Raw genomic sequence first — 18,351 nt, 5'->3', positions numbered from 1 at the left:
TGTGGGAAGGGGGCTGGCGCCGCCCTGCCGTGCCACTAGAATAGCGCGCGGTAAAGGGAGTCAAACGTGGCCGGACGCAAGACCACCACATACGGGTTTTCAAGCGCCTCCAAGCTTTTGCAGGGGCGCATCCGCCAGGCGGCGGAAGGGCGGGGATTCGCCCAGACCCGCGTGCTGACCCACTGGGAGGAGATCGCCGGCGCCGATCTGGCCGGGATCGCCCGCCCCGTCGAGGTCAGCTATTCCAAGGGGGGATTCGGCGGCACGCTGACCCTGCTGACCACCGGAGCACGCGCCCCGATGGTCGAGATGCGCAAGGAGGAAATCCGCGCGCGGATCAATGCGGTCTATGGCTACAACGCCATTTCCCGGGTGCGGGTGACGCAGACCGCCGCAGTCGGCTTTGCCGAAGGGCAGGTCGATTTCCAGTACCGGAAAAAGGACAGTGCGGGGGCCATGCCCACGCCCGAGGTTCAGGCCCGGGCCCGCGCCGTGGCCGAGGATGTGGGCGACGCGGATTTGCGCGCGGCGCTTGAACGTCTGGCCGCAAACGTCATATCGAGGACGGGCCGGGACTGACCTGGCCCCAGGACCGACAGGAAAGAGGCTTACGACATGAAATCCATTCTTCCCGCGGGCGCCGTGGCGCTGGCAATGATCGCCGGTGGCGCGTGGTACATGACCCAGGGGTCCGGACAGACAGGGGCGGCGGATGTGCGCCTGCCCGGCGCCGCCCAGGCACAGACACCGGATGTGGACACATCGACCGTCATCGAGATGGTCAAGGGAGATGCGGATGCACCGATCGAGGTGATCGAATACGCCTCCTACACCTGCCCGCATTGTGCGTCGGCCCATGCCAACCTGATCCCCAAGCTGGAAGAGAACTATATCGACACCGGCAAGGTGAAATTCACCTACCGCGAGGTCTATTTCGACAAGGTCGGTGTCTGGGCGTCGCTGATCGCCCGCTGCGGCGGCGAAGAGAAATTCTTTGGCATCACCGACCTGATCTACAAGGGCCAGCAGGACTGGGCGCGTAAGGGCTCCGAGGCCGCCGTGGTCGACGAGTTGCGCAAGATTGGCCGCCTGGCCGGCATGGAGGGCGACCAGATCGAGGCCTGCCTGAACGATACCGACAAGATCGCCACCCTGGTGGCCTGGTTCCAGAAAAACGCTTCTGAACATGGCATCAACTCGACCCCCAGCTTTGTGATCGACGGCAAGAAGTACACGAACATGAGCTACGACGAGTTCGCCGAGATCCTGGACGACAAGCTGGGCGAATGACATCGGCACCACGCGGCCCTCTCGAAGGGGTCAGGGTCATTGAACTGGCACGCATCCTGGCCGGCCCCTGGGCTGGCCAGACGCTGGCTGATCTGGGGGCCGAGGTCATCAAGATCGAGGCGCCGCAGGGCGACGATACGCGCAATTGGGGCCCGCCCTTTATCGAGCGTGAAGGCGACACCTCGGCCGCCTATTTCCATTCCTGCAACCGCGGCAAACGTTCGGAGGTGGTCGACCTGACCAGCGCCGAGGGTCAGGCGCGCATGCGCGACCTGGTGGCAGAGGCCGACATCCTGATCGAGAATTTCAAGGTCGGCGGGCTGGCGAAATACGGCATGGACTATGCCAGCCTCAGCGCGGTCAACCCGCGGCTGATCTACTGCTCGATCACCGGCTTCGGTCAGGACGGTCCCTACGCGCATCGCGCGGGCTATGACTATATCATCCAGGGCATGTCGGGCTTCATGTCGATCACCGGCGACCCCGATGGCCAGCCGCAACGCGCGGGCGTGGCGATCACCGACCTGTTTACCGGGCTCTACTCGGTGTCCGGCATCCTCGCCGCCCTGCATCAGCGGGAACGCACCGGCAAGGGGCAGCACGTCGACATGGCGCTGTTGGACTGCGCGGTTTCGGCGATGGCCAACCAGGCGCTGAACTACCTCAGCACCGGCACACCGCCGGGGCGTACGGGCAACTACCATCCCAACCTGACGCCCTACCAGGTCTTCGATTGCTCGGATGGCCATATCATCATCGCCACCGGCAACGACGCGCAGTACCAGCGGCTCTGCCGCCTGCTGGGGCTGGAGGACATGGCCGAAGCGCCGGAATTCGCCAGCAACGCCGACCGTGTCGCCAATCGCGAGGTGATGATCGACCGCCTGATGGCGGCCACACGTCAGCGCACGCGGGACGATCTGTTGGCCGCCTGCGAGGCGCAGGGCGTGCCCGCAGGGCCGATCAACGACATGGCAGAGGTCTTTGCCGATCCGCAGATCGTCGCGCGCGGATTGCAGATCGCGCCCGAGGGCGTGCCTGGCGTGCGCGCGCCCTTCCGGTTCTCGGACGCGGACCTTGTTCTGGAACGCCCGGCGCCAAAGCTGGGGGATGCGGGCACCTGACCTGCCCCACCGCGCCGGTGGAGGGCGGGGCAGGGGGGCTTTGCCCCCTCTGCGCGTCCCGCGCATTCACCCCCAGAGATATTTCGGGCCCAAAGAAGCAGGGGCCTTGGCGCGCATCGGAGGGCGCGCGCCGGGTGGCAGACGGTTAGTCGATGTAGCGGAAACAGACGGTGAGCGCGCCGTCATTGTCGGCCAGCTCCGCGTCGCCCTCGTTGATGCGAAAGGCGATACTGTCGACGTTCATGTTGAAGGTCCCTGCCTGCTGGATCGCGCCGTGAAACCGCGCCCAGTCCATTTCCTGCGCGGCGCCGGCCAGCTCGAAACGGACCAGCAACGCGCCATGCCGCGCGCTGACCAGCGGGCGCGCCTCGGGGCGTGCGGCCAGGGCCTTGGCCTCTGGCCCGCCGTGGCCCTGTGTGCCCGCCGGGGTCAGTCCCGGTTCCACCGACCAAAAGCCGGTGGAGCGCACGTCCTGAACCCGTCCCACAGGGAAATCGGCCACCTGCCAGCCCTGCGAGGCGTCGATGTCGTGACAGACATCGCCCGCCCAGGCCGGACCCGCGAACAGGGCCGCGATCAGGGCGAGACGTTTCATGCCAGGTGATCCACCACGTCCAGGTGCTGGGCCAGGGTCTGCACCGCGCCCATGTAGCGTTCGACCAGTTTCGGGTCCGACGGTGCTGCGCTGACCCCCGCCGGGATCTCTCGGTTCAGCACCGATTCCACCGCCAGCGACACCGGGATCGAGACCAGCCGCGCCATCGCGGAACTGCGTTCGTCGCCCGAGGCGTCCATGACATAGGTCTTGTGATAGACCGGCACGCCGTCCTTCTCGGCCTCCAGTGCGACGCAAAGCACCACGCGGTCCGGCTCGCCCGCGTCATAGGCGTTTTCTTCCAGCAGCTTGTCCGCGATTTCCTGCAGACGGGCATCCGTTGCGGTTCCCGCTTCGGCAAAGATATCGGCCCAGGCCTCGGCCCAGCCGTTCAGGCGCAGGGTGCCGCGAACGAAATCCTTGACCTTCCAGTCCTCTTCAAACCCGTAGTCCGCCATGAAAGGCAGGCTGTCGCGGTTCGGATAGACCTCGAAACTTTCGGGCGAGGGCAGCGGCGCGTCATAGCGCGACAGCGCGTCCCAGGGCCGGTTCACGTTCAGCTCGGAAAACTGCCGGATCGACCGCGAGGGCGAGCGCAGCGCCTTGAGCACACCAACCGGCGCCCAGCTGAACTTGTAGCGGAAAGCGTTGGGGATCTTCGGCACGCCGCCGCAGTAGGAGGTGAAGGACAGCGCGTTTTCCGGATCGAAGGCGTCGGAGGCGCGATAGTCGGCCATCAACCAATGCGCCATCAGGTGGTCGATGCCCGGGTCCAGGCCAACCTCGTTCACCAGCCGCGCATCTGCCGCCTTGGCCTTGGCATCCAGGGCGCGCATCTCGGGCGCGATATAGCTGGACGAGACGAAATCGGCGCCTTTTTCCAGCGCCAGTTCCGCCAGCGGCACGTGCCAGTCGCCGGGCAGCATGGACACGATCACGTCACCCTTTTCCAGAGCGGCGCCCAGGGTGTCGATGTCAAAGGCCCGGATGTCCTGGGTCAGGTCGCCGACCGCCTCGCGGGCCTTGGCCTCTGTCCGGTTCCAGACGGTCACGGGGTGGCCCTTTTCGATCAGGCGGCGCAAGCCGGGCACAGCCGACAGGCCGGTGCCGCACCAATGGATGGTCATGTGCGTTCCTCCGGTTTGTGTTGCAGGTAGGTTTCATGCGCCCGCCCCCAGACGCCGGCGTCGATGGCCTCCAGCGCCAGCAGGTGGGGCAGCAGTTGTTCGGCGAAGTCCAGCGAGGATTCGCGCGGCAGAAGCGAGGGCAGGTTGTCGATGGCCATCACGTCCAGCGGCGGCGCGTCGCAGACGCGGGTCACGGGATGGTCCCAGCTGGTCGCCGCGTCGTAGATCGGGATCGGGTTGAAGGGACTGTCGGGATCGCAGGCGATATCGCCGATCACCCGCAGGCTGCGGGAGGTGTCGACCGCCTCGCGCGGGACAAAGACCGGCACGCCCTCGGTGGCCAGGATGCAGTTCAGAAAGACCCCGTGGTCCAGGATTTCGGGAAAGGGACCGCCGTGGGCGGTTTCGGCCATGTCCCAGCAGGTGACGGGCACGTCCATCTGCGCGCAGAGATCCCGTGCGCCGCTGCCGACACGTCCCAGCGCGCCGATCACGATAGCCGAGCCGCAGGGGGCGATGTCCAGCGCCGCGCGCAGGTCGTCCTGCAGCATGTCCGCATCGCGCCAGGTGTGGACCGGGGGGCAGGTCTTGCCATCCGCCTGGGCGGCCCAGGCCAGCAGGGACACCGCCGCCCCCGCGTATCCGGCCCAGTAGCCGAAGGCGGCGACCCGGCGCCCGTTTTCATCGACCAGGTATTCCAAGTCGTAAAGCGCGCCGCCCCCGGCGGCAAAGCGTTTCAACAGCCGCGCCCCCGCCGACTGCCCCTTGTAGGCATGGCCGAACATGATGTGGCGATGCACCAAGGGCGTGTCCGCCTCGGGCAGCTCCTTGAGGCCGAATATGATCGCGTCGCGCGGTGCCTCGGGCCAGCTGCCCTCGGCCACGATGCTGGCACCGGCCTCGGCAAAATCGTCGATGGGCAGGATGCGGGTCGGGCTGTCCTCGATGGTGACGCGGAACCCCTTGTCGCGCAGGGCTGTGACACCCTTGGGGGTGATGCCGGTGCGTTCCTCGTTGGGGCGGCTTTCCGCCCGGATCCACAGATGTGTCATGTTCGGTCCTGGTGTTTGCCGGGCAGAGAACCTGCGCGCGGGCCGGGGTGCAAGGGTTTTCCTGTGCCCGTGTCCTACAGGTGGCTGCGGGCGTGCTGTCGTTCGGGGCTGTCCAGATGCGGCAGGGCGTTGAACTGGGTCATGGCCAGGCCTGTCGCCAGCGGCTGGATGCGGTGCAGAGAGCTGTTCTCGATGGCCAGGCAGAGATGCGCCATCGCCTTCAGCTCCAGCGTCATGATGACCCGCATCGCCATGCCGATCAGCCCGCCCGAGGTCACCACCAGCGCGCGGCCCTCGCCCCCGGCGATCTCGGTCAGGGCTTCGGTCACGCGGCTCTCGAAACTGGCCCAGCTTTCGGGCGCGCCGTCCAGGACCCCGTCGCGCCACATGGTCAACAGTTGCGGCAGGTGCAGGATGAATTCCTCGCGGTCGCCGGGGATGGCAATGCCGTGCTGCGTCTCCATCAGTTGCGCCATGTCGAAATAGGCCAGCTCGTTCAGCCGTGCGTCCTGCACCGGTTCGGCAAGGCTGGCCGGAGAGATCCCCTCGACCGTCTCGACATGGCGGCGAAGCGTGCCAGAGTAGACGCGGGCGAATTTCTCGCCCGTCTGCTCGAAATAGCCACCCAGCCAGCGGGCCTGCTGCCAGCCCAGATCGCTCAGCCGGTCATAGCTGTCCTCGTCCCGGGCGCTGGAATTGGCCTGCCCGTGGCGGACCAGGGTGATGAAGGACATGGAGAAACTCCGCGGTTTTGCCCGGCTGATACGCCGGGTATGAGCGGAGCGAAAGACCTACCGGGGACGGGTCAGCGAAATCGTCGGGTCATAGGTGAAAACCTGGGTGTGCCGGTCTTCGTTGACCTCTGGCGCAAATGAACTGACGAAATCCGTCATCTCCCAGCGCATGACACGTTCGGTCTCGGCGTCGATGTAGACAATGTTCAGCGCTCCGAACCATGCGCCGCCCATGTTGTCGTCCGGGTCTGTCTTGGTGAAATAGGAATAGCGATCGTAGGTCTTGCCCTCGATGTCGACCGGGCCGTCGCAGGACGCCAGCGAGAGGTTGGCCACCATCTGCGCCAATTGCTTACGCTGAAAGGCCTCGCGGTCCGGTGGCAACTGGTTGGGCGCGGCGGTCCAGGGGCCGTCGGGCCCCGGGCCGGTCCAACTGTCGCTGTCGATCACAAGGGTGAAGGGACCGCTGCCCTCGATACCCGAAATGGACCGTGCCGGTGTGTCCCAGACGGTATGAAAGACATAGCGTACCGTGCCGTCCGGGGCGGTCACGGTGTTGGTAAAGCGATGCGGCGGCCGTTCGAACGGGTCCAGCGCACCCCCCTGCATCATGGCGGTGATGAGGTTGGGGCATGTGTCGTCCAGCGCCTGCGCAGGACGGGACAGGGGCAGGATCATCAGGCCTGCAACAGCGGCGCGGACAAGGGGCATGAGCATCGCAATGGGTCTCCTGTAAGGACTGGCCTGTCCCACTCTAGCCACAAAAGAGCCGATGCCAAAAGCGGCTTTGGCCTCCAAAGCCCGCCACATCCGCGGCGCCCCCACTGGCAAATCCCGTCTCCGCCCGTTAAATACAGAGCAAAAGCAGAGGACGTGACGTGAAAGACAAGGCTGGACATCGACTGACCCGCGACGGCATCCGCATCCATTCGCAGGCGGATTTCGAAGGAATGCGCGTGGCCGGACGGCTGGCCGCGCAACTGCTGGACGAGGTGGCAGAGCTGGTCGAGCCGGGCCAGACCACCGGCGCCATCGACGCCTTCATCGAACGCCGCGTGACCGAAGAGGGGGCTACCTCGGCGACCATCGGCTACAAGGGCTATCAGCACGCCACCTGCATCAGCGTCAATCACGTTGTCTGCCACGGCATCCCCGGCGACAAAAAGCTGAAGGACGGCGATATCCTGAACATCGACGTGACGGTGATCGTCGACGGCTGGTACGGTGACACCAGCCGGATGTATGTCGCGGGCAAGCTCAGCCGCAAGGCGGAACGCCTGATCCAGGTCACGCATGACTCGTTGCTGACCGGGATCGAGGCGGTCAAGCCGGGCAATACATTCGGTGACATCGGCCATGCCATCCAGACATTTGTCGAGGCGAACCGCATGTCCGTGGTGCGCGATTTCTGCGGTCACGGTCTGGGGCAGGTGTTCCACGCCCCGCCCAACGTTTTGCATTATGGCCGTCCCGGCACCGGCCCCGTGCTGGAAGAGGGCATGTTCTTCACCATCGAGCCGATGGTGAACCTCGGCCGCCCGGAAACCAAGGTGCTGGCAGACGAATGGACGGCGGTGACCCGGGGCAAGTCGCTCTCGGCCCAGTTCGAGCATTCGGTGGGCGTGACCGCCGACGGGGTCGAGATTTTTACGCTCTCACCTGCTGGGCTGTTCCACCCGACATACTAGGACCATGGCAGGGACAGCCCAGGCGCGCGGGACCGAAGAGGGCGACCCGCGCGGCATCTACGCCATCCTGTCGCTGTGCAATTTCGTCATCGGCATGGGGGCCTTTTCCCTGATCGGGATGATCGAGCCCATGTCCGAGGCGCTGCAAGCGCCGGTGACAAGCGTCGCCTTCCTGCTGACGGTCTATTCCATCGCCTATGCCGTGACCTCGCCGGTGCTCGTGGCGCTGACGGGGCGGATCGGGCGGCGGCGAGTGCTGTCGGCGGGGTTGGCGATCTTTGCCACGGCCACGGCGCTGGCGGCGCTGGCGCCGGGCATGGCCCTGCTCTACCCGGCGCGGGTGGCGGCGGCGGCAGGGGCCGGCATGGTCTCGCCCGTGGCGCTGGCCATCGCGGCGGCGCTGGCCCCGCCGGAACGGCGCGGGCGCGCGCTGTCCTCGGTCTTTCTCGGCATCACGCTGGCGCAGGTGGCGGGTGTGCCGGTGGGCAGCTGGCTGGCCTATACCTTTGGCTGGCGCAGCGTTTTTGCCCTGGTGGCGCTCATGACGCTGCCCTGCCTCTTTCTGGTCTGGACACGGGTGCCCGCCGGGCTGCGGTTCTCCCCGGTCACGCTCAGGGACCTCGGCGGCGTGCTGCGCGACCCGGTGGCGCTGCTGACGGTGGGGTTCACCGTGGTTTTCCTGGGGTCGATCTACATGGTCTTCACCTACCTGCCGCCGCTCCTCTCGGCCACCATGGGCTATGGCCGCGACGGCATCAGCCTCGCGCTGCTGATCTTCGGCATCGGCGCGCCCCTGGGCAACATGGTAGGCGGGCGGATGGCCGACCGGCTGGGCCCGGCGCGCAGCCTCGTGCTGATCTGCGCGCTCGAAGTGCTCTGCCTGCCGCTTTTCACGCTCCTGCCATTGCCCGGCGCGCTGCTGCTCGGTTTCATCTTCTTCTGGTCGCTGGTCGGCTGGCTGTTTTCGCCCTCGCAACAGCTGCGGCTGGTCTCGCTGAACCCGCCGCTCGCCTCGGTGCTGATGTCGCTGCACGCGGCGTCGATCTACATCGGCATCGCCGTCGGCTCGGGCCTGGGCGGGCTGGTGGTCGAGGGCGCGGGCCTCATGGCGCTGGGCCCCGCCGCAAGCGGCGTGGCGCTCGTGGCGCTGGGCGTGCTGGTGGTCTCGGACCGCGCCGCTCGCCGCCGGGCCGGCCTTCGCTGACCTGTGCAAAGGCGCCCCCGTTGCGGAGGCGCCTCGCTCATGGCTTCTTCTTGGCGAAAATACCCCGCCTCACCCGGTCACCACTGCCACAGCGCCGGGACAAAACGATAGGCGTCGCCCTCTGCCGCGATGTGCCCCACGCCGGGGAAAGGGAAGTGATAGCCCAGAACCGCCATCCTGTCCGTCGCCGCCATGTCCAGCAGGCGCTTGCGGGTGGCCACAGTCTGCTCGCCGTCCATGTCGAAATTGCTGACCCACTCCGGGCGCACGGTGCTCATCCAGGCGTGGTTCATGCTGTCGCCCAGAGCGATCAGCTGCTTGCCGCCGGATTCGACCACCACCGACATGTGGCCCATCGTGTGCCCGGGCGTGTCGATGACCCGGATGCCCGGTGCGATCTCGGCCTCGTCGCCGACCACGGTCCATTCGGCGCCGTCCACGTTCAACGAGTTGACCGCGCCGACGACGAATTGCTGCATGTCGGTGGACACGGTGTTGACCAGCCCGTCCTGCAACCAGAAATCGCGCTCGGTGCCGCCGATGAAGAACTGGGCGTCCGGCAGGATCGCCTCGTCGAAATCGTCACGGATGCCCCAGACGTGATCGGGGTGGGCATGGGTGATGACCACATGGGTGATCTCGCCCGCGTCGATTCCTGCAGCGTCGAGGTTGTCCATCAACCGGCCCGCCGTCGGCAGGAATCGGTTGCCCGATCCGACATCGACCAGCACCTTGGCCTCGCCGAGTTCGATCACCAGGTGGTTGGTGTGCGAGTAATTGGTCTCGGTCGACAGGAAATAGCTTTCCAGGAAGGCCTTGACCTCTTCGGGGTCGGCATTCACGCCCAGCCCGCTGGCCGGGATTTCCAGGTGCCCGTCAGAGACGACGGTCAGCACGGCCTCTCCCAGCTGGAACCGGAAATGCGCGGGGTTGGCTCCGGCGGGCGCGCCAAGCGTCTGTGCGCGGGCGGGCGCGGCCGTCAGCGCGGGCAGGGCCAGCGCCGGGGACAGGGCCGCGATGTTCAGCAGATCCCGGCGCGAGGGGCGAAAGATGGACATGGATACCTCCCAGTCATTCATGCATTTGAATGGGAAGATATCATCAAGACGCGAAACTTCCAGCGGCTTGGCAAAACAGGTGACCGTCGCGCCTCGCCTCAGCCCTGCACCGCCCGCAACAGCGTCACATGCGTGTCGCCATAGCGCCGTGTGTCCAGCAGATCAAAGCCTTCGGGCGCCGCCTGCGGCGCCTTCTCTTCCCAGACCACCAGCGCCCCGGGAGCGATCCAGCCCTGCGCCCGGGCCGAGGCCAGCGCCTTTTCCCCCAGCGCCTTGCCATAGGGCGGGTCCAGGAAGATCAGCTCGCAGGGCACCTCTGCCGGGGGCAGGCGGGTCGCATTGTGCCCGATCAGCCGCGCACGGGCGCCGCACCCCAGCGTCCTGATGTTTTCCCGGATCAGTTTGCCCGCCACGCGCCCGTCGTCGACAAAGACCGCGCTTTCAGCCCCGCGCGACAGTGCCTCCAGGCCCAGTGCGCCGGTCCCGGCGAACAGGTCCAGCACCCGGGTTCCGTCAAAAGGATCGTCGAAACGTCCGCCGCCCAGCATGTTGAACAGCGCCTCGCGCACGCGGTCGGTCGTGGGGCGCAGATGCGCGCCCGCATCCCCCTTGCCCAGGGCGGCCAGCCGCCGCCCGCGCCAGTCGCCCGCGACGATCCTCACGCCTTGAGCAGTGCCTTGAGGTCGCCGGCGGGATCGCCCACCGCCGCGGGATCGGGGCTCTTGCCGGCCTCGATCAGGCGCTTGCCCACCATGTAGGCACGGCTGTCGTTCATCGCGTCCACCGCCAGCAGGGTGCCCCCGGCGTAGTACCAATGCGAACAGGGCCCGTCACCGCCATCGCGGACCACGATCCGGTCATAGCCCGCGTTCAGCCCGGCGATCTGCAGCTTGACGTCGTATTGATCCGACCAGAACCAGGGCTTGGCGACATAGTCGCGCCCGGCGCCCATGATGTTGTCAGCGACCAGTTCGCCCATGTCGATGGCATTGCCCACCGATTCCAGCCGCATCCGTTGCTCATTCTGCGGGAAGGAGGCGCAGTCGCCCGCCGCCCAGATCGACGGGTCGCTGGTCTGGCCCTGCGCGTTGACAGCGATGCCGTTGTCGGTCTCCAGCCCGCAGGCCTCGGCCAGTTCCGTGGCGGGCGTGATGCCGACGCCGACAATCACGAAATCCACCTCCAGAACGGTGCCATCGGCCAGTTCCGCGCCGGTCACACGGGTGTCGCCAATCAGCCGCCTCAGGCCCACGCCCTCGCGCAGGTCCACGCCGCGCGCCTTGTGCAGCGCACGGAACCAGGCCGAGGTTTCCGGCGCGGCGACCCGCTGCAGGATGCGGTCGGCGGCCTCGACAAGGGTCACGCTCAGGCCCAGCTTGGTGCAGACCGCCGCGGCCTCCAGCCCGATATAGCCGCCACCGACGACCAGCACGCGTTTGCCCTCGGTGCAGTCGGGCGCCATTCTGTCGACGTCGCGCAGCGTGCGGACGACATGCACGCCCTCCAGCTCGCCCCCGATGGCGCCGGGCAGGCGGCGCGGCACAGATCCGGTGCACAACACGCAATGGTCATAGGAAATCGCCTCTCCCCCGGCGATCACGGTCTTGTCGGCCCGGTCGATGGACACGGCGGTGTCGGAGGTGCGCAGGTCGATGCCGTTCTCGGCGTAAAAGGCCTCGGGCCGCAGGAACAACCGCTCCAGTTCCATCTTGCCCAGCAGATAGTCCTTGGACAGCGGTGGGCGCTGGTAGGGCGGCACCGGCTCTTCGCCGATCAGGGTGATCTTGCCCTCGTGCCCCTTGGAGCGCAGCCGCGCCACCAGAGAAGCGGCGGCCTGTCCTGCACCGATCACCACGACATCGCTCATTTCACGCCCTCCGGTTTTCCTTTGCCCGCGCCACCCTATAGTCCTGCTTCGGAGAAACGCAATTCGCAGGAGCGACAGGACAATGGCAATTTCCGCAGGTGACAGCCTCCCAGAGGCAACTCTGTCCCGTATGGGGGACGACGGCCCCGAACAGGTCAAGCTGAGCGAGCTGACCAAGGGCCGCAAAGTGGTGATCTTTGGTTTGCCGGGGGCCTATACCGGCACATGCACCACCGCCCATGTGCCCAGCTTCATGCGCACGGTCGACGGGTTTGCGAAAAAGGGCGTGGACGCGATCTATTGCCTGTCGGTGAACGACCCCTTCGTCATGGGCGCCTGGGGCAAGGATACGGGCGCCGAGAGCGCGGGCATCGGCATGCTGGGCGATCCTGCGTCGGAATTCACCAGCGCCATCGGGATGAATTTCACCGCCCCACCCGCAGGCCTTTTCGAACGGTCCAAACGCTATGCCATGCTGGTCGAGGATGGAACGGTCTCTGTCCTGCACCTCGAGGAAAACCCGGGTGTCTGCGAAACCTCGGGCGGCGAGGCGCTGCTGTCCGCGATCTGATCGCGAATCGGGAGTCCCGGCACCAGACCGGGCCTCCCGATGCCGCTGTCACAGGCTGTCCAGCTTGCGCGCCAGCTTGGCATCGAGGGCGGACAGACCGCCCACGTCATGGGTCGACAGTGTCACCTGCACGGTCTTGTAGACGTTGAACCATTCCGGGTGATGGTTCCACTTCTCGGCCCAAAGTGCCGCCCGGGTCATCCAGGAAAAGGCCTCGGTGAAGTCCTTGAACTGGTAGGTCTTGGCGATCGCATCGCGCCCCTCGACCATCTCCCAGCCTGTCTCCAGAAGCGGTTCCAGCACGGTCTTGCGGGCGGTGTCCGACAGTTTCTCGGTCATTCGTGGTCCTCCTGTCTGTCCTTGCGGAAGGGGCCGTAAGCGGTCAGCACCTCGATGTCCTCATCCACCGCGCGCCGCTCCGCGTCCAGGTAGCGCCCCACCGCATCGGCAAAGCCCTGGTCGGCGATCCAGTGCAGCGAATGGCACTGGCGCGGCAGGTAGCCGCGCGCCAGCTTGTGTTCGCCCTGCGCCCCGGCCTCGACCGTGGCCAGCCTCAGGGCGATGGCCAGGTCGATGGCCTGATAATAACACGCTTCGAAGTGCAGGCAGGGGTGATCCTCGATGCACCCCCAGTAGCGGCCATAAAGCGCGTCGCGCCCGATGAAGTTCAGCGCCCCCGCGACGGGCCGTCCCTCACGCATGCACATGACCAACGCGATATCGTCGCGCAGGGTTTCATGCGCCGCCTCGAAGAAGGCCCGCGTCAGGTAGGGCGTGCCCCATTTGCGGCTGCCCGTGTCCTGGTAAAAGACCCAGAAGGCATCCCAGTGTTCGGGGCGGATCTGGTCGCCGGTCAGCATCTCGATCTGGCCGCCGAAATCCTGCGCGCGGGCGCGTTCCTTGCGTATGTTCTTGCGCTTGCGTGAACTCAAGGTGGCAAGAAAAGCGTCGAAATCCGCGTAATCGTGGTTCTGCCAGTGGAATTGCTGCGTCAGCCGCCGAAGCAGCCCCATTTCCTCGCCCGCGATGGCCTCTGCCTCGGTGCAGAAGGTTACGTGCATCGACGACAGCCGGTTTTCCGCCCCCAGCTGCACCGCCCCCTGCACCAGCGCCGACATGCCCGCAACCTCGTGCCCGGGCTTGGTCAGAAAGCGCCGCCCGGTGGCGGGGGTAAACGGCACCGCGATCTGGAGCTTGGGATAATACCGCCCGCCCGCGCCCTCGTAGGCATGGGCCCAATTGAAATCGAAGATATATTCGCCCTGGCTGTGGCTCTTGCCGTACATCGGCGCCACGGCAATCGTCTCTTCCCCGTCGCGGACCACCAGGTAGCGCGGATCCCAGCCAGTGCCCGCCCCGACCGATCCGCTGTCCTCCAGCGCCTTGAGAAAGCGATGGGTGGTGAAGGGATCGTTGGGGCGCCCGCCGTCCGCGGCCTCGGGGCAGGAGCAGGCATCCCAGGTCGCGGGCGCGATCTGGCTGAGCGAGGACAGGACCTCGACGGTCAGGGTGGGGGTCTGGCTTTGATCCGTCATGACATCGCTCAATCTGGCATCTGTTGCGCGCCGATCAAGCCATGTACCATTCGAAGGTCACATTCTCGGCGACCTGCCGCGCCTGCGCCTCCTCTTCGGGCGACCTGACCGTCCAGCACAGCACGTTCAGTCCACGCGCCTTTTGCCGGGCCACCTGCGGGCTGTTCAGATCATGGTGATCGTGGCTGATGAAACCGGCGCCCATCTCCGCGATCCCCGGCATCTCGCGCAGGGCCGCGCGGGCCTCGGCGCCCAGGGTCGGGTGATCCGCAGGGGTGCAGGCGCAGGTGGTCAATCCGCGCGGGATCTCGGGGCACAGTCGCGCCATCTCTGCCGCTGAATGCGGATTGAAGGACATGAAGGCCAGCGGCCCCTCGTACCCCTGCGCGGCCTCGGCGGCGGCGCGTTCCAGCCGTCCGATGTCGGGCCCCATCCGTCCGTCCTGGTCCTTGAATTCGACCAGCAGCGGCACGGCGCCGCCGACGATCTTCAGCACCTCGGCGAACAGGGGCACGCCCTCATCCCCGCCGATCAGGGTCAGGCCCGCCAGTTCATCGGCGCTGCGCTGCTGGATCGGCCCGCTGGCGCCGGTCAGCCGTGTCAGCGCGTAGTCGTGAAAGACCATCGCCTGCCCATCTTTCGACAGTTGCAGGTCGATCTCGATGGCATAGCCTGCGGCCATCGCCGCGCGGATCGCCGCGCGCGAGTTTTCGGGCCGCCCGGGCCCGTGCAGGGCGCGGTGCGCGATCGGGCGGTCCAGGAAGGCCGCGGGCAGGGGGATCATCACGCGATCTCGAAGATGCCTTCGATCTCGACGGCGACGCCCAGCGGCAGCGCGGCGGCAGAGACGGCAGAGCGCGAGTGCCGCCCCGCATCGCCCAGGATCTCGACCAGCGTGTCGCTGGCGCCGTTGATGACCTTGGGCTGGTCGGTGAAATCATCGGTGGAGTTGACGAAGCCGGTCAGCTTGACCACCCGCTTGAGGCGGCTCAGGTCGCCGCCGCAGGCCGCCTTGACCTGTGCCAGCAGGCTCAGCGCGCAGGCGCGGGCGGCGGCGGCGCCCTCTTCGACGCTTAGCCCGGCGCCCAGCTTGCCGGTGATCAGACCGTCCGCGTTCATGCTGATCTGGCCGGAGACAAAGACCAGGTTGCCCGACAGGACGTAGGGCACGTAGTTGGCGGCAGGGGCGGGCGCGTCGGGCAGGGTCAGGCCCAGTTCGGCCAGGCGGGCGTCGATGGCATTGGTCATGATACGTTCCTCGTCGGATTTCGCGGCCACGCTAACGGCGCCGGAATGCGGGCGCAAGCGCCCAGACCGCGCGCCACAAGGCTCTTGGAAAGAGCCTTGCCCAACGCCTTTGCAAAGGCGTTGAAGCGGTTTTCAAACCGCTTCCCCGGGACCCTCAGCTTTCGCGGAAGGCCTTGGCGAAGTAATCCGTGAAGGGTTTGACCAGGTAGGCCAGCGGCGTGCGGTCCTCGGTGCGGATGAAGGCCTCGACCGGCATGCCGGGGATCAGTGCCGCGCCCTCGGGCAGGCGGTCGATCTCGCCCTCGTTCAGCACGATCTCGGCGCGATAGTAGCGCACGCGCGAGTTCTGGTCCTCGAAGGCATCGGCCGAGATCTGCACCACACGGCCGAACAGTTCCGGCGTCTGTCGCTGGTCGAGCGAGGAAAACCGCAAGGAGACTTCCTGGTCGACAAAAAGCTTGTCGATATGGATCGGTTCGACCTGCGCGGCAATCACCAGCGGGCGGTCCTGCGGCACGATGAAAAGCACCGGGTCCGCCGGGCGGATGACCGAGCGCGGGGCAAAGACCGTCAGACCGTAGATCACCCCGCCCACGGGCGCGGTGATGTCCAGCCGGTTCAGCCGCTCGCGGATGGCCAGGCGTTTCTCGGCCAGCTCGCGCTCGCGGAACTGCAGGTCGCGCAGGGTGGTGATCGCCTCTTCGCGGCGCTTGGTCTGCAGGCTGAGGATCTGGATGTCGATTTCGGTGATGCGGCCCTCGGCCTGTGCCTTCGAGGCCTTGAGTTCACCCACCGATCCGGCCAGCCGCGCTTCCTCGCGTTGCAGGGCCAGGATTTCCGGCGCCCGGACCAGCCCCTGCGCGCGCAGTCCCTCCTTGTTGACCAGCTCTTCCTCGATCAGTTCCAACTGGCGCGCCAGGGCATCCTGCTGGGCGTCGATGCCGATCACCTGGTCGGCGATCTGGTCTGAGCGTTTGCGCAATTGCCCGATCTCACCCTCGATGGAATCGCGCCGGGCGAAGAAGAGATTGCGTTGGCCCTCGACCAGTTCGGCGACCTCCGGATCGGTCTCGGCGCGGTTCAGCACTTCCTCGGCAAAGACGATCTCGTCCTTGGCGTCCCGTTCCGCCTGCAGGCGGGCACGGCGCGACATGATCTCGTAAAGCTGGCCCTCGATGATGTTCAGCTCGGAGAGCAGCAGCGTCGGGTCCAGCCGGATCAGCACCTGGCCTTCCTCGACCGTGTCGCCCTCGTCCACCAGGATCTTGGCGACCACGCCGCCGTCCGGGTGCTGCACCACCTGTCGGTTCTGGTCGACCTCGATCTGGCCAGAGGCCACGATGGCGCCCGAGATATTCGTCGTTGCCGCCCAGGTGCCGAAGCCGCCGACAAGGATCGTCAGGCCGATGATGCCAAAGATCATCGGCATGCGTAGGGAAAACTGTTTTTCGGGGCTCATCTGACGCCTCCCGGTCCGGCTTTCTGCAATTGCTGGTGGTTCTTGACCATGGCCTGCAACACCTCGTCCTTGGGCCCGAAGGCCGCGCGCCCGCCGTTTTCCAGCATCAGGAGCAGGTCGCATTCCTTGATGGCCGCCGGGCGGTGGGCCATGATCAGCACGATCTTGCCTTCGGCCTTGAAGGTCTTGATCGCCTTGTTCACCGCCTCGGACCCCTCGTTGTCGAGGTTCGAGTTCGGCTCATCCAGGACCAGAACAACCGGATCGCCATACATCGCACGGGCCAGCCCGATACGTTGCATCTGGCCGCCCGACAGCCGCCCGCCGGCAGCCGAGACCCTTGTATCATAGCCCTGCGGCAATTTCAGGATCATCTCGTGCGCGTCGGCCTTCATCGCCGCCTCGACAACCATTTCGGCGTCGGGCTGGGGTGACAGGCGGGCGATGTTCTCGGCGATGGTGCCGTCGAACAGTGTCACCCGCTGCGGCAGGTAGCCGATGTGCTTGCCCAGCGTCTCGGCGCCGTACTGTTCCAGCGAGGCGCCATCGAGCCGGATCTTGCCGCCCGCAGGGCGCCAGACCCCGGTCAGCGCGCGCGCCAGCGTCGACTTGCCCGCGCCTGACGGCCCGATCACGCCACAGGCCTGGCCCGGCCCGACGCTGAAGGAGACCAGCCGCAGCGCCGCCTGCTGTTCGCCCGGAGCGACGACGGTCAGCTGTTGCACGTCCAGCTTGGCCTTGGGTTTCGGCAGGGCGGTGGGGTTGCCCGCCTCGGGCACCTCGGTCAGCAGCTGTGCCAGGTTGTCCCAGCCCTTGCGCGCCCTCTGCACCAGCACCCACTGCCCGATCAGCAGTTCGATCGGCGCCAGTGCCCGGCCCATCAGGATCGACCCGGCGATCATCGCGCCCGGCGTCAGTTCGCCCTGCAGGACAAGATAGGCCCCGAGGCCCAGCATGGCCGACTGCAGCAGCATCCGGAAGGTCTTGGTGATCGTGGTGAAGGTGCCGGTGAGGTCAGCGGAATGGATCTGCCCCGACAGCGCCTGCGACCGCGCCTGCATCCAGCGGGTGAAGGCGTCCCCGCGCATCCCCAGCGCCTGCACCATCTCCGCCTCCTGGCGGATCTGGTCCGAGGTGCGTTCCGCCTGCATCACGGCGACGTTGGATTTCTGGGTCGGGTTCTTGCTGACCATCTGGTTGACCAGCGTCACTGCGATCAGGAACAGGCCGCCGCAGATCGCAAGGATGCCCATCCAGGGGTGGAAGATGAAGATCGCGAAGATGAAGAAGGGCGTCCAGGGAATGTCGAAAAAGGCCATCAGCACCGGCGAGGACATCAGCCGCTGCACCGATTCCAGGTCTCTCAGCCCGGTTTGTGCCAGTTCGTCGTTCTGCACCGCCGCGCGCCGCAACACCGCATCGAAGACCCGCAGGTCCAGCGCCGCCTGGAACCGCGCCGCCACCCGGCCCATGATTCGGCCCCGGACGTAGTCCAGCAGGCCCATCATCGAATAAAGGAAGACCACCAGCACCGAGAGCGCGATCAGCGTCGCCTCCGAGCGCGAGCCAAGCACGCGGTCATAGACCTGCAGCATGTACATCGGGCCGGTCAGCATCAGCATGTTGACGAAAAAGCTGAAGATGCCGACGAACCAGTAGTATGGTCGGCTTTGCTTGCGGGCTGCCCGCAATTCGTCGCGGCCGGTGTCTTTCTGTGCCATGCTCATATGCCTGTATCAGCCCTTCGTTGTGTCTTGGGCCGGAATCGGTGACAGTGAAACCCTGTCCCGCCTCATGTC

General features: G+C 66.4%; 20 protein-coding genes. 6 read left to right on the top strand and 14 right to left on the bottom strand.

The window, feature by feature from the left end:
• Window positions 1–66: 66 nt before the first annotated feature.
• Genes KZZ07_RS08750 through KZZ07_RS08740 form a run of 3 tightly spaced genes read left to right on the top strand, consistent with a single transcriptional unit; the run spans window position 67 to window position 2,414 of the window.
• Complete coding sequence (locus KZZ07_RS08750; RefSeq protein WP_219513580.1) at window positions 67–579, top strand: DUF721 domain-containing protein; 513 nt, start codon at window positions 67–69, stop codon at window positions 577–579.
• Window positions 580–615: 36 nt separating this feature from the next.
• Window positions 616–1,290: a DsbA family protein gene (locus tag KZZ07_RS08745; protein ID WP_219513579.1), complete on the top strand. Its 675-nt coding sequence runs from the start codon at window positions 616–618 to the stop codon at window positions 1,288–1,290.
• Window positions 1,287–2,414 (top strand): CaiB/BaiF CoA transferase family protein, encoded by a 1,128-nt coding sequence (locus KZZ07_RS08740; protein WP_219513578.1) that lies wholly within the window; start codon window positions 1,287–1,289, stop codon window positions 2,412–2,414. Before KZZ07_RS08745 ends, KZZ07_RS08740 begins: the two co-directional genes overlap by 4 nt.
• Window positions 2,415–2,559: 145 nt before the next feature.
• On the opposite strand, the gene KZZ07_RS08735 is transcribed toward KZZ07_RS08740, so the two are convergent.
• The 5 genes from KZZ07_RS08735 to KZZ07_RS08715 form a co-directional block, all read right to left on the bottom strand.
• Complete coding sequence (locus tag KZZ07_RS08735; RefSeq protein WP_219513577.1) at window positions 2,560–3,009, bottom strand: hypothetical protein; 450 nt, start codon at window positions 3,007–3,009, stop codon at window positions 2,560–2,562.
• Complete coding sequence (locus tag KZZ07_RS08730) at window positions 3,006–4,136, bottom strand: saccharopine dehydrogenase C-terminal domain-containing protein (RefSeq protein WP_219513576.1); 1,131 nt, start codon at window positions 4,134–4,136, stop codon at window positions 3,006–3,008. The genes KZZ07_RS08735 and KZZ07_RS08730 overlap by 4 nt, the downstream gene beginning before the upstream one ends.
• Window positions 4,133–5,188 carry a saccharopine dehydrogenase gene (locus KZZ07_RS08725; RefSeq protein ID WP_219513575.1) on the bottom strand — a complete coding sequence of 352 codons (1,056 nt, stop codon included), beginning with the start codon at window positions 5,186–5,188 and terminating at the stop codon, window positions 4,133–4,135. Before KZZ07_RS08725 ends, KZZ07_RS08730 begins: the two co-directional genes overlap by 4 nt.
• A gap of 74 nt (window positions 5,189–5,262) precedes the next feature.
• Window positions 5,263–5,922 carry a histidine phosphatase family protein gene (locus tag KZZ07_RS08720; RefSeq protein ID WP_219513574.1) on the bottom strand — a complete coding sequence of 220 codons (660 nt, stop codon included), beginning with the start codon at window positions 5,920–5,922 and terminating at the stop codon, window positions 5,263–5,265.
• A 57-nt stretch (window positions 5,923–5,979) separates the two neighbouring features.
• On the bottom strand, window positions 5,980–6,639 hold the full coding sequence (locus KZZ07_RS08715; protein WP_219513573.1) for a hypothetical protein: 660 nt from the start codon (window positions 6,637–6,639) through the stop codon (window positions 5,980–5,982).
• A gap of 161 nt (window positions 6,640–6,800) precedes the next feature.
• On the opposite strand from KZZ07_RS08715, the gene map reads away from it, so the two are divergent.
• The gene (map, locus tag KZZ07_RS08710) at window positions 6,801–7,610 is read left to right on the top strand and encodes a type I methionyl aminopeptidase (protein WP_219513571.1); all 810 of its coding nucleotides are present in this window, start codon (window positions 6,801–6,803) and stop codon (window positions 7,608–7,610) included.
• A 4-nt stretch (window positions 7,611–7,614) separates the two neighbouring features.
• Window positions 7,615–8,814 (top strand): MFS transporter, encoded by a 1,200-nt coding sequence (locus tag KZZ07_RS08705; RefSeq protein ID WP_219513569.1) that lies wholly within the window; start codon window positions 7,615–7,617, stop codon window positions 8,812–8,814.
• Between the two features lie 77 nt (window positions 8,815–8,891).
• On the opposite strand, the gene KZZ07_RS08700 is transcribed toward KZZ07_RS08705, so the two are convergent.
• The 3 genes from KZZ07_RS08700 to KZZ07_RS08690 form a co-directional block, all read right to left on the bottom strand.
• A complete protein-coding gene (locus KZZ07_RS08700) occupies window positions 8,892–9,872 on the bottom strand; it encodes an MBL fold metallo-hydrolase (RefSeq protein ID WP_219513568.1) in 981 nt (326 codons plus the stop codon).
• Window positions 9,873–9,970: 98 nt separating this feature from the next.
• Entirely contained in the window at window positions 9,971–10,534 is a 564-nt protein-coding gene (gene rsmD / locus KZZ07_RS08695; RefSeq protein ID WP_219513567.1) for a 16S rRNA (guanine(966)-N(2))-methyltransferase RsmD, read from the bottom strand.
• Entirely contained in the window at window positions 10,531–11,739 is a 1,209-nt protein-coding gene (locus KZZ07_RS08690; protein ID WP_219513566.1) for an NAD(P)/FAD-dependent oxidoreductase, read from the bottom strand. Before KZZ07_RS08690 ends, rsmD begins: the two co-directional genes overlap by 4 nt.
• Before the next feature lie 82 nt (window positions 11,740–11,821).
• On the opposite strand from KZZ07_RS08690, the gene KZZ07_RS08685 reads away from it, so the two are divergent.
• The gene (locus KZZ07_RS08685) at window positions 11,822–12,310 is read left to right on the top strand and encodes a peroxiredoxin (RefSeq protein WP_219513565.1); all 489 of its coding nucleotides are present in this window, start codon (window positions 11,822–11,824) and stop codon (window positions 12,308–12,310) included.
• 48 nt (window positions 12,311–12,358) lie between these two features.
• On the opposite strand, the gene KZZ07_RS08680 is transcribed toward KZZ07_RS08685, so the two are convergent.
• The 6 genes from KZZ07_RS08680 to KZZ07_RS08655 all read right to left on the bottom strand — a co-directional run bounded on the left by KZZ07_RS08680 (window position 12,359) and on the right by KZZ07_RS08655 (window position 18,279).
• Window positions 12,359–12,649: a 4a-hydroxytetrahydrobiopterin dehydratase gene (locus tag KZZ07_RS08680; RefSeq protein WP_219513564.1), complete on the bottom strand. Its 291-nt coding sequence runs from the start codon at window positions 12,647–12,649 to the stop codon at window positions 12,359–12,361.
• Window positions 12,646–13,845 carry a GNAT family N-acetyltransferase gene (locus KZZ07_RS08675; RefSeq protein ID WP_219513563.1) on the bottom strand — a complete coding sequence of 400 codons (1,200 nt, stop codon included), beginning with the start codon at window positions 13,843–13,845 and terminating at the stop codon, window positions 12,646–12,648. The genes KZZ07_RS08680 and KZZ07_RS08675 overlap by 4 nt, the downstream gene beginning before the upstream one ends.
• A gap of 34 nt (window positions 13,846–13,879) precedes the next feature.
• Window positions 13,880–14,629: a glycerophosphodiester phosphodiesterase family protein gene (locus KZZ07_RS08670; RefSeq protein ID WP_219513561.1), complete on the bottom strand. Its 750-nt coding sequence runs from the start codon at window positions 14,627–14,629 to the stop codon at window positions 13,880–13,882.
• Window positions 14,629–15,093, bottom strand: a complete 465-nt coding sequence (locus KZZ07_RS08665; RefSeq protein ID WP_043142615.1) for a RidA family protein — start codon at window positions 15,091–15,093, stop codon at window positions 14,629–14,631. Before KZZ07_RS08665 ends, KZZ07_RS08670 begins: the two co-directional genes overlap by 1 nt.
• A gap of 154 nt (window positions 15,094–15,247) precedes the next feature.
• Window positions 15,248–16,552 carry an HlyD family type I secretion periplasmic adaptor subunit gene (locus tag KZZ07_RS08660; protein ID WP_219513560.1) on the bottom strand — a complete coding sequence of 435 codons (1,305 nt, stop codon included), beginning with the start codon at window positions 16,550–16,552 and terminating at the stop codon, window positions 15,248–15,250.
• Entirely contained in the window at window positions 16,549–18,279 is a 1,731-nt protein-coding gene (locus KZZ07_RS08655; RefSeq protein ID WP_219513559.1) for a type I secretion system permease/ATPase, read from the bottom strand. Before KZZ07_RS08655 ends, KZZ07_RS08660 begins: the two co-directional genes overlap by 4 nt.
• Window positions 18,280–18,351 lie beyond the last annotated feature (72 nt).

This window comes from Mameliella sp. CS4 (assembly GCF_019392335.1).
Lineage (GTDB): Bacteria > Pseudomonadota > Alphaproteobacteria > Rhodobacterales > Rhodobacteraceae > Antarctobacter.
The sequence above is the reverse complement of the archived record's forward strand: the minus strand, read 5'-3'. Positions and strand labels throughout refer to the sequence as shown.